This window comes from Croceibacterium xixiisoli, assembly GCF_009827305.1.
GTDB lineage: Bacteria > Pseudomonadota > Alphaproteobacteria > Sphingomonadales > Sphingomonadaceae > Croceibacterium_C > Croceibacterium_C xixiisoli.
In genome coordinates this window covers 735,289-748,783 of record NZ_WTYJ01000002.1, presented here as the reverse complement: position 1 = coordinate 748,783, position 13,495 = coordinate 735,289, and the positions used below count along the sequence as shown (strand labels likewise).

The 13,495-nt window shown below is 61.4% G+C and carries 10 protein-coding genes and 1 tRNA gene; 6 read left to right on the top strand and 5 right to left on the bottom strand.

Annotation, left to right across the window (positions count from 1 at the left end):
- Positions 1–29: 29 nt before the first annotated feature.
- Entirely contained in the window at positions 30–3,521 is a 3,492-nt protein-coding gene (gene mfd / locus GRI97_RS12575; RefSeq protein WP_161391511.1) for a transcription-repair coupling factor, read from the top strand.
- On the opposite strand, the gene GRI97_RS12570 is transcribed toward mfd, so the two are convergent.
- Positions 3,442–4,824, bottom strand: a complete 1,383-nt coding sequence (locus tag GRI97_RS12570; protein WP_161391510.1) for a bifunctional diguanylate cyclase/phosphodiesterase — start codon at positions 4,822–4,824, stop codon at positions 3,442–3,444. The genes mfd and GRI97_RS12570 overlap by 80 nt on opposite strands.
- 124 nt (positions 4,825–4,948) lie before the next feature.
- Between GRI97_RS12570 and GRI97_RS12565 the strand changes: the two genes are divergently transcribed.
- The 3 genes from GRI97_RS12565 to GRI97_RS12555 all read left to right on the top strand — a co-directional run bounded on the left by GRI97_RS12565 (position 4,949) and on the right by GRI97_RS12555 (position 6,806).
- A complete protein-coding gene (locus tag GRI97_RS12565; RefSeq protein ID WP_161391509.1) occupies positions 4,949–5,734 on the top strand; it encodes an NAD kinase in 786 nt (261 codons plus the stop codon).
- Positions 5,735–5,801: 67 nt separating this feature from the next.
- Positions 5,802–5,876 (top strand) — tRNA-Asn (locus GRI97_RS12560).
- Between the two features lie 129 nt (positions 5,877–6,005).
- Positions 6,006–6,806: a heavy metal-binding domain-containing protein gene (locus GRI97_RS12555; RefSeq protein WP_161391508.1), complete on the top strand. Its 801-nt coding sequence runs from the start codon at positions 6,006–6,008 to the stop codon at positions 6,804–6,806.
- Positions 6,807–7,397: 591 nt separating this feature from the next.
- On the opposite strand, the gene GRI97_RS12550 is transcribed toward GRI97_RS12555, so the two are convergent.
- Together GRI97_RS12550 and GRI97_RS12545 are read right to left on the bottom strand one after the other, a co-directional pair.
- Positions 7,398–7,634: a hypothetical protein gene (locus tag GRI97_RS12550; RefSeq protein WP_161391507.1), complete on the bottom strand. Its 237-nt coding sequence runs from the start codon at positions 7,632–7,634 to the stop codon at positions 7,398–7,400.
- 133 nt (positions 7,635–7,767) lie between these two features.
- On the bottom strand, positions 7,768–8,214 hold the full coding sequence (locus GRI97_RS12545) for a DUF3597 domain-containing protein (protein WP_161391506.1): 447 nt from the start codon (positions 8,212–8,214) through the stop codon (positions 7,768–7,770).
- Positions 8,215–8,516: 302 nt separating this feature from the next.
- Here GRI97_RS12545 and GRI97_RS12540 point away from each other — a divergent pair, with 302 nt between their 5' ends.
- Positions 8,517–8,987: a pyridoxamine 5'-phosphate oxidase family protein gene (locus tag GRI97_RS12540; RefSeq protein WP_161391505.1), complete on the top strand. Its 471-nt coding sequence runs from the start codon at positions 8,517–8,519 to the stop codon at positions 8,985–8,987.
- Between the two features lie 70 nt (positions 8,988–9,057).
- Here GRI97_RS12540 and GRI97_RS12535 read toward each other — a convergent pair whose 3' ends face one another.
- The gene (locus GRI97_RS12535; protein WP_161391504.1) at positions 9,058–10,599 is read right to left on the bottom strand and encodes an amino acid permease; all 1,542 of its coding nucleotides are present in this window, start codon (positions 10,597–10,599) and stop codon (positions 9,058–9,060) included.
- Between the two features lie 209 nt (positions 10,600–10,808).
- Between GRI97_RS12535 and panB the strand changes: the two genes are divergently transcribed.
- The gene (gene panB, locus GRI97_RS12530; protein ID WP_161391503.1) at positions 10,809–11,678 is read left to right on the top strand and encodes a 3-methyl-2-oxobutanoate hydroxymethyltransferase; all 870 of its coding nucleotides are present in this window, start codon (positions 10,809–10,811) and stop codon (positions 11,676–11,678) included.
- Positions 11,679–11,725: 47 nt separating this feature from the next.
- On the opposite strand, the gene GRI97_RS12525 is transcribed toward panB, so the two are convergent.
- Positions 11,726–13,474: a tetratricopeptide repeat protein gene (locus GRI97_RS12525; protein ID WP_161391502.1), complete on the bottom strand. Its 1,749-nt coding sequence runs from the start codon at positions 13,472–13,474 to the stop codon at positions 11,726–11,728.
- Positions 13,475–13,495: the final 21 nt, after the last annotated feature.

Here is a 13,495-nt window from a genome sequence, read left to right as displayed (position 1 = left end):
CCGCCATTTTACCAGCAGAAGCCGAGCGCATGCCTGATCTTTCCCGTATTCTGAAATCGACCCAGCCGCTGACCCTGGCATCGGTGCCGCGCGGGGCGCAGCCGCTGGTCATGGCCGATCTGGCGCGTGCTGCGACCGGCCGGGCGGTTTTCATCGCGCCCGATGAGCAGGCGATGCGCGCGATTGCCGATGCGGCGCAATGGTTCGCCCCGGAATTGCAGGTGATCGAATTCCCGGCGTGGGACTGCCTGCCCTATGACCGTGCCAGCCCTGCCCTGTCGGTCAGCGCCCGTAGGCTGGCCGCTTTGCATCAGCTGCAGGCGGGCAAGCAGGGCAGTCAGCTGCTGGTCACCACGGTCAATGCCGTGCTGCAGCGGGTGCAGACGCCGTTTCGCATTCGGGAAAATGTGCGGGAGCTGAAGGTCGGCACGCGGATCGGTCATGAAAGCCTGGCCGCACTGCTGCAGAAGCAGGGCTATACCCGCACCGACACGGTGATCGACAGCGGTGAGTTCGCCGTGCGCGGATCGATCTTCGACATCTTTCCGTCCGGTCTGGAACAGGGGCTGCGGCTCGACTTCTTCGACGATGAGCTGGAATCGCTGCGGCTGTTCGATCCGGGCACCCAGCGCACCACCGATCGCATCGACAATCATCTGTTGCTGCCGGCAAGCGAGGCGCTGGTCGATGATGAGAGCATCAAGCGGTTCCGCACGCATTACCGCGAAATGTTCGGCGCCAATGCCACGCAGGATCCGCTGTATCAGGCGGTGAGCGATGGGCGCCGGCTGGCGGGAATGGAGCATTGGTTGCCGCTGTTCGAGGAACGGCTGGTTACCCTGTTCGATCATCTGGCCGCCGATGATGTGGTGGTGATGGATTCAGGCGCGGTGGGCGCGGCGGAGGAGCGGCTGGGCGATATCGGCGATTATTTCCGCCAAAGGACCGAAACATCGGGCCAGGCCGCCGGCAGCTATCGCCCCTTGCCGCCCGAGGCGCTCTATCTGGGCAAGGATGAATATGCCGCGGCGCTGGCGAAGCACCGAATGCATCGTTCGGTGATCTTCGCGGAGCCCGAAGGCCCGGGCGTGGTCGATTTCGGGTTCCGGTCGGCGCGCGACTTCACCCCTGAACGATCGCAGGGCGCCAATGTGTATGAGGCAGCGGCCGCCCATCTGAAAACGCTGGGCAAGGCCGGCAAGCGCCCGCTGTTCGCCGCCTATTCCGAAGGGTCGCGCAGCCGGATCAGCTCGATCATCGGCGAGGCTGGCACAGAAATCAAAACCGCCACCAGCTGGCAAGACGCGCTGGGCAAGGCCGCGCGCGGCGCCCCGGTGGCGATGGTGCTGCCGCTCGATACCGGTTTCGCCAATGACGAGCTGGAACTGATCACCGAGCAGGATCTGCTGGGTGACCGGCTGGTCCGCCGGCGCAAGCGCAAGAAGGATGCCGACGCATTCCTGGCGGAACTGTCCGCGCTCAACAGCGGCGATCTGGTGGTTCATGTCGATCATGGCATCGGCAAATATCTGGGGCTGGAACCGGTCACCGTGGGCAAGAGCCAGCATGACTGCGTGATGCTGGCCTATGCCGGGGGCGACAAGCTCTACATTCCGGTCGAGAATATCGATGTTCTGACCCGCTATGGCTCTTCGGATGAAGGTGCCTCGCTCGACAGACTGGGCGGCGAAGCCTGGCAGCGCCGTCGAGCCAAGCTGCGCGAGCGCATCCGCGAAATCGCCAATGAGCTCATGCGCACGGCCGCCGCGCGGGCGCTGCGCAAGGCGCCGGTGATGGAGCCGGAGGAATCGAGCTGGAACCAGTTCGTCGAGCGCTTCCCGTGGCAGGAAACCGAAGACCAGGACAATGCGATTGCCGATGTGCTGAAGGATCTGGCCGAAGGCAGCCCGATGGACCGGCTTGTCTGCGGCGATGTCGGCTTCGGCAAGACCGAGGTCGCGCTGCGCGCTGCCTTCGTGGCCGCGATGAGCGGAAAACAGGTTGCCGTGGTGGCCCCCACCACCCTGCTGGCGCGGCAGCATTTCCAGGGCTTTTCCGAACGCTTCAACGGTTTCCCGCTCGAAGTCGGGCGCCTGTCCCGGCTGGTCGGTACGAAGGAGGCCAAGGAAACCCGCGACGGACTGGCCGAAGGCAAGATGGATATCGTGGTCGGCACCCACGCCATCCTGTCCAAGACCACCAAATTCCGTGATCTGGGCCTCGTCATCGTGGATGAGGAGCAGCGGTTCGGGGTCAATCACAAGGAACGGCTGAAACAGCTGCGCGCCGACGTGCATGTGCTGACGCTGACGGCGACGCCGATTCCGCGCACGCTGCAGATGGCGATGAGCGGGCTGCGGGAGCTTTCGACCATCCAGACCCCGCCGGTCGACCGGCTGGCGGTGCGCACCTATGTGATGGAATGGGACGACATGGTGATGCGCGAAGCGCTGCTGCGTGAGCATCATCGCGGCGGGCAGAGCTTCATCGTGGTGCCGCGCATTTCCGACATGGATCAGGTGGCCGACTGGCTGCACGAACATGTGCCCGAAGTGAAATTCGTGACCGCCCATGGGCAGATGAGCGCGGGCGAAGTCGAAGAGCGGATGAGCGCCTTCTACGAGAAGAAATATGAGGTGCTGCTGGCCACGACCATCGTGGAAAGCGGGCTCGACATCCCCAGCGCCAACACCATCATCATCCACCGCGCCGATCGGTTCGGACTGGCGCAACTCTATCAGCTGCGCGGCCGGGTCGGCCGGTCGAAGCTGCGTGCCTATGCCTATCTGACCACGCCGCCGAACACGCAATTGTCAGAGGTCGCGGAAAAGCGGCTGAAGGTGCTGGGCGATCTCGACAGCCTGGGCGCCGGGTTCCAGCTGGCCAGCCATGATCTGGATATTCGCGGGGCCGGCAATCTGCTGGGCGACGAACAAAGCGGCCACATCAAGGAGGTCGGCTTCGAACTGTATCAGGCGATGCTGGAGGATGCGATCCTGGCGGTGAAGGCCGGCGATTTCGGCCTGGAGCGCGAACGCGAAGGCCTGAGCCCGCAGATCACCGTCGATGCGCCGATCATGATCCCCGAGGATTACGTGCCCGATCTGACCGTGCGCATGGCGCTCTATCGCCGGTTGAACGACGCGCGCGGCAAGGCGGAAATCGAATCGCTGGCGGCCGAGATGATCGACCGGTTCGGTGCGCTTCCGGCGGCCACCGCCAATCTGATCAAGCTGATAGAGATCAAGCACCAGGCCATCGGCGCGCATATTGCCAAGATGGATGTGGGCGCGCGCGGCACGCTGGTCACATTCCACAATGACAGCTTCCCCGACCCCGCCGGCCTGATCGCCTATGTCGAACGGCTGCAGGGCACGGCCAAGTTGCGGCCAGACAACAAGCTGGTGATCAACCGGGTCTGGGGCGACCCACAGAGCCGTCTCAACGGGCTGTTTCAGTTGACGAAGGGTTTGAACGGGATTGTTCGCCGGGCAGAGAAGGAGGGGAAGGCTGGGAAGTAGCCCCGCCCTTCCCGGAGGCCGCAAACAACGCGCGGAATTCGCCGTCGGTCAACGGTGTCGCGCCGAGAAAACCCTGCCAGCTGTCGCAGCCTTCGCGCTGGATCACATCGCGCACCGTTTCGTTTTCGACCCCTTCGGCGATGACCGCCAGGTCCAGGGCGTGAGCCATGGCGACGATGCCGCGCAGGACAGCAAGATCGCGGGCATCCTCCGTAATCCCTTCGACCATGCTGCGGTCCAGTTTCAGGTAATGCAGCGGCAACAGCTTGAGATAGCGGAAGTTGCAGAAGCCGGCGCCGAAATCATCCAGCGCCACGCGCACGCCCACATCGACCAGTTTCTGCAACCGTCCGGCGGACCGGTCCAATTCGGCCACCAGCGCCTTTTCCGTAATCTCCAATGTCAGGCGAGACGGTGAGAAACCCGCCTGCTCCACAAGTTCGGCAATGCTTTCGGCAAAATTGCCAAGCGAGAGATCGACCGGGGTAACATTGAGCGACAGGCGCAGCGGTTCGGGCCAGCTGGCCGCCGCGCGCAGGGCTGCGCGGGCGATATGGCGCGACAATTGTCCGACATGATCGGCCCGCTCGGCAATCGAGAACAGCGTGTCCGCGCCGATGCGACCGAGTTCCGGATGCTGCCAGCGGGCCAGCGCCTCGGCCCCGACGATCCGCCCGTCATCGCTGGCGAATTGCGGCTGGAACAGGATTTCGATCTCGTTGCGGTTGAGCGCGGCGAGCAGATCGGCTTCCAGTTGCTGGGCCGGCCGACCGGACACGGTGACATCGCCATCAACCCATTCGATGCGTCGATCAGTGTGATGCTGCGCCCTTTCCAGAGCCTCCCCCAAGCGCAGCAGCATGCGTTCGGGCGGTTCATCCAGTCCGGCGCGAAGCAGGGCCATGCGAGGCCAGGGGCGGACGGTGTCGCCGCCCGGATCGAGGATGGGCGCGCCGATGACCTGGGCCAGTTCCTCAGCCAGCCATTGCCAACGTTCGCGGCTGCAGGCTTCATTGGCGACCAGCAGGAAACTGCCCCCGCCTACGCGCGCCACCAGCCAGGCATTGTCGAATTCGCTGTCGGCGAAATGCACGAGCCGTTCGGCCACCTCCACCAGAGCGCGATCCCCGGCATCAGCGCCAAAGGCCAGGTTCACGGCGGCAAAGCGTTTGAGCCCCAGCAGCATGGCATGGACAGGGGCGGCTTCGCCCCGCCCTTCCGCTGCATGTTGCCATTGGGCAATCTGTGCCACGGCCGCATCCGCGTCGATCAGTCCTGTCAACCGATCGCGATCCTCGGCCATTGCTACGCGTCCTTCCGCTGGGATTGAGCGACAGGAATTGGCGCGAATTCCCGATCTTTGCAACGCAAGTTGCAAATCCGGGCCCTGCTACATAGGCTGCGTACCGGACGGGGACAGGAAGCAGATGGACGTGAACAATTTCGGGCGACTGGCCCTGGTGGTGTCGCCCACCGATCGCGCCCGTGAAGCGGCGGAAAAGCTGCAGCGAGCCGCCGACTGGGTGCCGCTGCATGAAGCCGATGCGGCGGTCGTGCTGGGCGGCGATGGGCAGATGCTGGATACGCTGCACCAGATGCTGGACGCGAAACGGGTGATCCCCGTCTATGGCCTGAACCTGGGCACGGTCGGCTTTCTGATGAACCGCTTCACCCGCCATTTCGACCTGCACCGCCGCCTGGCCGAAGCGCGGCTGATCGCCGTGTCGCCGCTGTTGATGGAGGCGGTGACGCAATCGGGCGATACCGAGCATCTCTATGCAATCAACGAAGTGTCCCTGCTGCGCGAAAACCGGCAGACAGCAAAGATCGAGATCAGCGTGAACGAGAAAGTGCGCATTGCGCAGTTGGCGGCAGATGGCGTGCTGCTGTCCACCCCGGTGGGTTCCACCGCTTACAACTATTCTGCCAATGGCCCGATTCTGCCGCTGGATTCGCAGATGCTGGCCCTCACCCCGATCAGCCCGTTCCGCCCGCGGCGGTGGAAAGGCGCCGTGTTGCCCGATCGGAGCCGGGTGACATTCCGCGTGCTGGAGCCCGACAAGCGCCCGGTCGCCGCAGTGGCCGACATGCGCGAAATCCGTGACGTGGCGGAGGTTCACCTGCGGATTGCACGCGAAATGGAGATGACCCTGCTGTTCGATCAGGGCCATGCGCTGGACGATCGCATCGTGGCCGAACAATTTGCATATTAAGTGCGTTGAGGGCCTTGCCAAACCATTCGGTGCCCCATATAGGCGCACTCCTGCCCGCAAGGGCTGCTCCCCGATAGCTCAGCGGTAGAGCATTCGACTGTTAATCGAATGGCCGTAGGTTCGAATCCTACTCGGGGAGCCAACTACTCCTAAAAAGATCAAGCACTCCAATGGGATTACATCCCGTGATGGCATATCTTTTGCTAGGTAAGGCAATTAGTCGTCGGCCGTGAAGCCGCAAGATTAGCTTCTAATTGCGCTCCCATCCCATATGGGCTCCTGCATAGCGGGTACTTCTTATACCCTGCTGAAATTTGGAGTAGGTTCGTCGTTTCGCTGCCGCCCGTTCAGCGCTTACAGCATCGCTGGCTTTAATGAGCGATTCCACTCCAGCCACAGGGGAAAGGCAATGCCGGAAAATTGCGGTAACTGCGGCGCGACGATCACAACCGGCTCCGCGTTCAAATTGGCCAATCTACGTAGAGACGAATTGTGGGTTCGGTTCGCAAATTTCATAAATTCTGCGGACTATTCGGATCTTTGCGGACAATGCGGGGACTTGCCGATTTCAGAGGCTCATAATCGCATTGATGAGCTTATCGCCGACAGGGTCAGCTTTGTTCGCGAGCACATCACCGATTTTCCGATGTTCACCATCTCGTGGCTGCCAGCGAATGTCGAGATTCGCTACAAGACCATGATTACGGCTAACGTCACCGTAGGAACCGGGCTGTTCAACGAATTCAGCCAAGGCTTTTCCGATTTCCTCGGCTGCGTGAACACTCAGTCAGGCATGAGCGCAAAAGTAAATCAGGGAGAAGCCAATGCGCGATCGATTTTGGTTTCAAAGGCACTAGCGGTGGGAGCAAATTGTGTTGTCGGTGTCGATATCGATTACGGGGTAACAAATAATAACTCTGCCACCATCAATATGCAGGGTACGGCAGCTCATGTGAAAAACATGTCGTCGTTGCTTCACGAGGCGGAATTGGAGCGCGCTCAAGCTATACACGATGCTTACGCCAGAATTGATCAACTTCGCCAGTGGCGCGCTGGCGACATCCCGGCATAACAAAGTCAACCGCCTATCAACGGAATACACTGAACCTCGGCAACCGAGGACCAGTATTCGTAGTTCATGGCATGCTCTTCAAGTAGCCAAGCCTGTTTGACGGCGGTGGCTGCAGCGCAGCGCTCGTGCCAAGTGGCAGAGCTTCCCGCAACGATCCTATATCGCCGCTCGGCAGCTAATGCTGAAGATTGAGAGCCCCAGATAGACTGTGAAAATTGCCCTAGAGGTGACGGCCAACTCACAAGCACATATCCGCTGACGCAGATGCCAATCAACAACCACCATTGCCATATAGGTATCGACGCCAGATCATGAGGATCGCGCTGTCTATCATCATTGCCCATAGGCACCTCTAGATTGGGCCAACATACCTTCCTCGCATCAGCCCAGCTTGCATCCATTCTTATCTGGTTGTGGTAAAATGAGGCGGTGGCCTAGTCGCCCTGATCGGCGCCAACTGATCTCAATGACCCCAGAGATGCATGCCAAGGCCCGCACCTGCTCTACGCCCGAAACACTGGGATCACCACGCATCTAGCGTAGCTGGATGAAACTGCTCAAGGGCTTTACATTGACCAATATTCATCAGTATCACGCGACCGCTCTCGTGTCGGCGGTAAACAGTTGGTCGATCTCGAAACCACCGTCCCTCGCCTCATAGGGCGCGCCCAGCAGCATCGCTTCGCTGTCGGACAGTTCGCCAGCCAGGTGGGCGGCGTGCTTGACCTCATCGAGATAAGCGGAATGCACATGCCAATGCACCACGACGAAACCATTCTCCACACGCTGATCCCGGAAAGCGCGCATATCTTCAAATAGATGCTGCATGATGGGGCTCCCTTCGTTGTTCACGGTCGTTCATCAATCTTAACGCAGGAGGGCGGCCTGTGGTTTCCGTAAACGGCCAGGAACGGACGGGCGAACGGCCACTGCCGGCCGCCCTCCCGACCGCAAAACGAGATCAGTCGACCAGATCGGCCGGCACGCGGCCGCCATTCTGGGCCAATTTGCGCATCACGGCCTTGTGCAGCCAGATGTTCATTTCCGCGCTACCGCCCAAGGCGCCGGTGTAACCCAGTTCACGGGCCAGCTCTTCGCGGTTCTGCAGGCTGGAATCGATGTCGAGCAGCTTGAGCAGATCGACAATCGAGGTCCGCCAGTTGAGCGAAGAGTTCTTTTCTGCAGCGATCCCTTCCAGATTGGCGACGACATCGACCTCGCTGACCGGTGCGGGATTGAAGGTTTTGTTCAGCGTCTCGGAAACGATCGAACCGATGGTGGCGCCGGACGGCGCAGGTGTCGCTGCGGGCTGCGCAGCCGGAGCCGTGGCGGGTGCCGCTGGGGCAGGCGTGGGGGCCGAACTGGCGCGGCCGAAAATCTTGTCCTTGATCTTGCCGAAAATGCTCATCGTCGTCTCCGTTGGATACCAGGGTTAACCGGTACCCAACGCAGCGATGGCGATAATGTTGCAGGTTTGATTGCCATCGCGGGAAGCTGGATCAACTCACAACGGATAAGATCAATTTCTCTATTCCCCATCCAGCCCATCAGTTGGAGGTTCGCCCGCGCGCCGAACGCCGCGAACAATCCCACCGATAGTTCCGCTCCTGACCGCTCCCAGCACGGATCACCATACACATCGCGCGATTCCGCGCGGAACTGCGGAACATTGCTCCCCCCTTCCCCGTTTGGACGGGAAAGGAGGAAGCAATGACCGATACGAAGGATCTGAAGACACGGTTCTGGAATCACCTGGCCGAGAGCCCTTACGTCTTTTTGCAGAGGGATGCCGATGTCGGCAGCGCCGTGCCGATGACGGCCCAGCTCGATGTCCATGCGAACCACGCGATCTGGTTCTTTTCCACCAAAGACAGCCATCTTGCAAAAGGTGGTTCGGTCACGGCGACCTTTACGGCGCGGCATCATGATCTGTTTGCCCGTTTCAGCGGTGTGCTGAGCCATGAGTTGAGCCAGGAAAGGCTGGACGCGCTCTGGACCACGACAGTTTCTGCCTGGTATCCCGGCGGAAAGGAAGATCCATCCCTGCTGTTGCTGCGGATGGACCTTGGGGGCGCGGAGATCTGGAACAATGATCTCGGCCTGATCGACAGCGTCAAATTGCTGCTTGGCATAGAAAGCCGCGACGAACCTGGAATTGAGCACGTCCAGACCCGCCTGTAACCGCGCTCTTCCGTATCACGGTAACGAATGGGCCGCCTCTTTCGAGGCGGCCCATTCTGTCTCACCGGAGCTATTCCACCGGGGGGACAGGCTGCGGGGGAGCATCCGCGTCCTGTTCGTGCACCTCATCCACTATACCACGGCCCACGTGGCTGCGGCTGCGGCTGTAGAGGAAATAGACCGCCAGCCCGATCACCGCCCAGATGATGAAGAGCAGCTGGCTCTTCATATCAAGTTTCAGGAAAAGATAGGCGCAGCCGGCGATCGCGATCGGCGCGGTGACGAAAATCGCCGGCGTGCGAAACGGACGATGCCGGGTCGGATCGGATTTGCGGATCACCATCACGGCGATCGACACCGCGGCGAAAGCAAACAGAGTGCCGGAGTTGGAGATGTTGGCGAGCTGGCCGACTGGGAAGAATGCCGCAAACAGGGCGACGAAGACGCCGGTCAGAATGGTGATGACATGCGGGGTGTTAAACTTCGGATGGATCTTCGAAAATGCTTCCGGCAGCAAGCCATCGCGGCTCATGACGAAGAAGATGCGGGTCTGGCCGAACATCATCATCAGAATGACGGACGGCAGTGCCAGACCAGCGGCGAGACCCAGCAGATTGCCGATCTGCGGCCAGCCGATTTCACGCAGCGTGAAAGCCAGGGCTTCCTTCGAACATACGACATCCTTGATGCCTTCTGCAGCGCGCGCCACACATTGGGCGGCCAGTTCACGGCTGCCCGGCTCCATCGCGGCGCCTGCGGCATCGACGATCGGCTGCGAGCTGAGACCAGGGGCCCCGATCACGCCGGCGGCAACCAGCAGGTAGAAAATCGTGCAGATACCCAGCGAGCCGATCAGGCCGATCGGCATGTTGCGCTGAGGATTTTTCGTTTCTTCGGCCGCAGTGGATACGGCATCGAAGCCGACATAAGCGAAGAAAATGGAGGCGGCAGCAGCACCGATGCCGCCGAAACCCAAGGGTGCGAACGGTTCGAACTGTTCCATGTTCATGACCGGAATGGCCAGGATGATGAACAGGGTGAGCGCGGACACCTTGATCGTGACCAGAATGGCGTTGATCGTTGCGCTTTCGCGGGTTCCGATCACCAGCAACATGGTGACCACGCCTGCGATAAACATCGCGGGCAGATTGATCACACCGCCATCAAACGGACCAAGGACCCAGGCCTTGGGTATGGTGACGCCAAAGGCATTTTCGATCAGCCCCACGACATAACCGGACCAGCCGACAGACACCGCCCCCGCCGCCACGGCATATTCCAGGATCAGGGCCCAGCCGACCATCCAGGCGATCAATTCACCCATGACGGCATAGCTATAGGTATAGGCGGAACCGGAAACTGGCACCATCGATGCCATCTCAGCGTAACAAAGTGCTGCAAAAGCACAAACAAGCCCGGCGATGATGAAACTGATCATCATGCCCGGCCCAGCCTTTTGCGCAGCTTCGGCTGTAAGAACGAAAATGCCGGTGCCGATCACGGCCCCTATTCCCAGCATGGTGAGCTGGAACGCCCCCAGCGACCTTTGGAGAGACTTTTTCTCCGCTGTCGCCAAGATGGCGTCCAATGGCTTAACGCGGCCAAAAATCATCCAGTGTGTGCCCCTTTGTAGCCCGCACGGGGGTGGTCCCATCAGCCGGCAGCGGGGCGTATTTTTATCCCGAATGGCTTTTCAGACAAGCGTATCCGGCGATCTTTCAGCAATATGTGTCAAAATGCGGCTCAGTCGCAGGATTCCAGCGCTATATTGCGCTGCAAAATGATCCTCGCATGGATAGCGTCATTTGCTACAATGCAATCATGTCCACGACCTTCCAACTCGACACCGGCACCAGCCGGGCAAACCCGACCCCGCAGGTGATGAAGCGCCTCACAGTCCCGGCGATTCTCCAGCGAAAGCAGGATGGCATCACCGCCGATCCGATCGTGATGCTGACCGCCTACACCGCCCGCCAGGCGCAACTGCTTGATGCGCATTGCGATATGTTGCTGGTCGGGGATTCGCTGGGCCAGGTGATCTATGGTCTGCCCTCAACCATTCCCGTGACATTGGAGATGATGGCCAACCATGCCGCAGCGGTTGTTCGCGGCAGTTATCATTCGGTTGTCGTGGTGGATATGCCCTTCGGTTCCTATGAAGAATCCCCGCAACAGGCCTTCGCCAGTGCAGCACAGCTGCTGAAAGCGAGCGGGGCAGCAGCGGTCAAACTCGAAGGTGGGGCCGCGATGGCCGAGACGGTGGCGTTCCTGGTCGGGCGAGGAATTCCTGTCATGGGACACATCGGATTGACGCCGCAGGCCGTGAATGTGCTGGGTGGCTATGCGGCCCGCGGACGCAGCGATGCGGAGGCGGAAAAGATCGTTGGCGATGCGAAGGCGCTCAGCGACGCAGGCGCGTTTTCCATCGTGGTGGAAGGCGTGGTGGAACCGATTGCCATTGCCGTGACAAATGCCGTCCCCTGCCCCACGATCGGCATCGGCGCATCAGCGCTTTGCGATGGGCAGGTGCTGGTGACCGAAGACATGCTCGGCATGTTTGAACGGGTTCCAAGGTTCGTGAAACGCTACGCCGATGTGGCGACCACCATTTCTGGTGCTGCAGACCTCTATGCGCAGGAGGTTCGCGCCCGCAGCTTCCCTGGTGCCGAGCAGACATACCAACCGAAATAACGCGCGCCTTGACCGAGGCTGGCGATCGGAAAGAGGGGTGTTTGCCGTCAGTCGGAAACCGGTTCGGCAAGCTTGCCGATACTGTTGGCCTTCGCCAGCAACAAGGCGGCCCTTTGCGAATTGCTGGCATTCTGGAGGGCCCGGCCGTAGATCAGGGACAATCGCCCATTGGTCCGCTGAAGAGCATAGGCACGGCGCGCCAGTCTGACAGCCTGATCCTTTTGCCCGGTCTGCAATTCAGCCACGGCCAGATCGGCAAACAGCCTGGAATCTGCACCCGCGCGCTCAAGCTGCATGGCGTATCGCAGCAGCCCGGCCGCCCGATCCCACTCCCGCTGACTGGCGGCAATCCGCGCAAGCATGGCGGCAGCTTGAGCCTCGCGAGGATTCTGCCGTAAAAAATCGCTCAGCACCAAGGCTGCTGCGTCATCACGCCGTTGTTCGCGATAGGCTGTCGCCATGCGTTCAACCAGGGCCCAATTGCGGCGGATTGCGGCGGCATCTTCGTAATGGGCCAGGGCCTCCGGCGCGCGGCCGGCCATCAGCGCGGCATCCCCGGCCAATTCAGCAACGTCGCCCGATGCCGGGAAACTCTTCACCAGTTGTCGCGCCTGATCCAGCGCGCTGCCGTCTTCGCCGCGCCCCGCGCGTTGCCGAACTTCCATCACGCCCATGGGTATCGGGCCAGTGCCGAACAGGATCGGCGCCAGATCATCGCCACGCGGAACAGCCAGCGCCACCAGCACCCGCTGGGGCCCTGCGGCGGCTCGATCCAGATAGGCGGCAGCGTCCTTTCGTTGCCCGGAATGCTCAAGCGCGCGACCGACCAAGGTCAGTTCATAAGGCGAAGCATCGGGTCGATCCGCCAGATAGCGAAAGCGTGCCAGCAGTTCATTCGCTTCCCCGCTGGCGAGAAGCGCGCGCGCTAGCAGCAATGTCGCGACCCGGTTGTCCGGCTGCCGGCGCACCAGCGGATCAAGCAGTTCGATGGCCTGGGCAGGATTGCCGGAGCGAAGTTCCAGCGCACTGCCCAGGAGGATAACCGCCGGCAATTCCTGATAGCTTTCACCGGTCTTGAGCAGCAGCCGGCGGGCGAGATCGTCATGACCCGTGCGGCCGGCCAGCACAGCCTGGAGAAAATACGCGCGCGGGTGCGTGCGATCAATCTGCACCATCTTGCGAGCCACCACCAGCATATCGGCGTTTCGCCCGAGTTCGCCCAGCGTGGCGGCGTATTCTCCCAGCAGGCCCATGTCTTCTGGCTGTGCTTCAACGCCGCGTTCGAACCATGACAGCGCGGCCTTCAACCCTTCCGCATCGCGAGCGAGCTGCCCACGGAATTCCAGGGCGCGCGGATCATTTGGGTCGCGTTCGAGGGCGCGGGTGGCGGCGGAAAATGCCAGGCTCTGTTCCCCGGAACGATAGCGCATACGGCCGATATCGACCCAGAGCTGAGCACTACCCCTCCCGCGAGACAGCACCTTGTCGAAGGCGCGAGCCGCAGCGGGGAAGTTGCCCTGCTGCATTTCCAGCCGGGCCAGCGCGTGAAAACCGGATTCGAAGCTGGCGTCCGAGAATGCACCCGGGGCGAGCCAGCGCCGGGCATCGGCCAGGCGCCCCTGTTGCAGCGCGGCCTCCCCAAAATAGGCGTTCAGCTCGATATCGGGAATGCCTGCTTCACGGGCAGCGCGCGCGCGCGCCTCCGCAGCGATGCCATCGCCGCGCGCCAAGGCGTTGATCACAGCATCGAGCGGTGAGGGCTGTGGCGCTGCTGCTGCCATGGTGGACAGCAGCATAATTGCCAGCAGCGTCAGGAC

Excerpts from the sequence above, each read along its gene's own strand:
- mfd (WP_161391511.1), top strand. The coding sequence starts at position 30 with ATGCCTGATCTTTCCCGTATTCTGAAATCGACCCAGCCGCTGACCCTG.
- GRI97_RS12570 (WP_161391510.1), bottom strand. The coding sequence starts at position 4,824 with ATGGCCGAGGATCGCGATCGGTTGACAGGACTGATCGACGCGGATGCG.
- GRI97_RS12565 (WP_161391509.1), top strand. The coding sequence starts at position 4,949 with ATGGACGTGAACAATTTCGGGCGACTGGCCCTGGTGGTGTCGCCCACC.
- GRI97_RS12555 (WP_161391508.1), top strand. The coding sequence starts at position 6,006 with ATGGGCTCCTGCATAGCGGGTACTTCTTATACCCTGCTGAAATTTGGA.
- GRI97_RS12550 (WP_161391507.1), bottom strand. The coding sequence starts at position 7,634 with ATGCAGCATCTATTTGAAGATATGCGCGCTTTCCGGGATCAGCGTGTG.
- GRI97_RS12545 (WP_161391506.1), bottom strand. The coding sequence starts at position 8,214 with ATGAGCATTTTCGGCAAGATCAAGGACAAGATTTTCGGCCGCGCCAGT.
- GRI97_RS12540 (WP_161391505.1), top strand. The coding sequence starts at position 8,517 with ATGACCGATACGAAGGATCTGAAGACACGGTTCTGGAATCACCTGGCC.
- GRI97_RS12535 (WP_161391504.1), bottom strand. The coding sequence starts at position 10,599 with ATGATTTTTGGCCGCGTTAAGCCATTGGACGCCATCTTGGCGACAGCG.
- panB (WP_161391503.1), top strand. The coding sequence starts at position 10,809 with ATGTCCACGACCTTCCAACTCGACACCGGCACCAGCCGGGCAAACCCG.
- GRI97_RS12525 (WP_161391502.1), bottom strand. The coding sequence starts at position 13,474 with ATGCTGCTGTCCACCATGGCAGCAGCAGCGCCACAGCCCTCACCGCTC.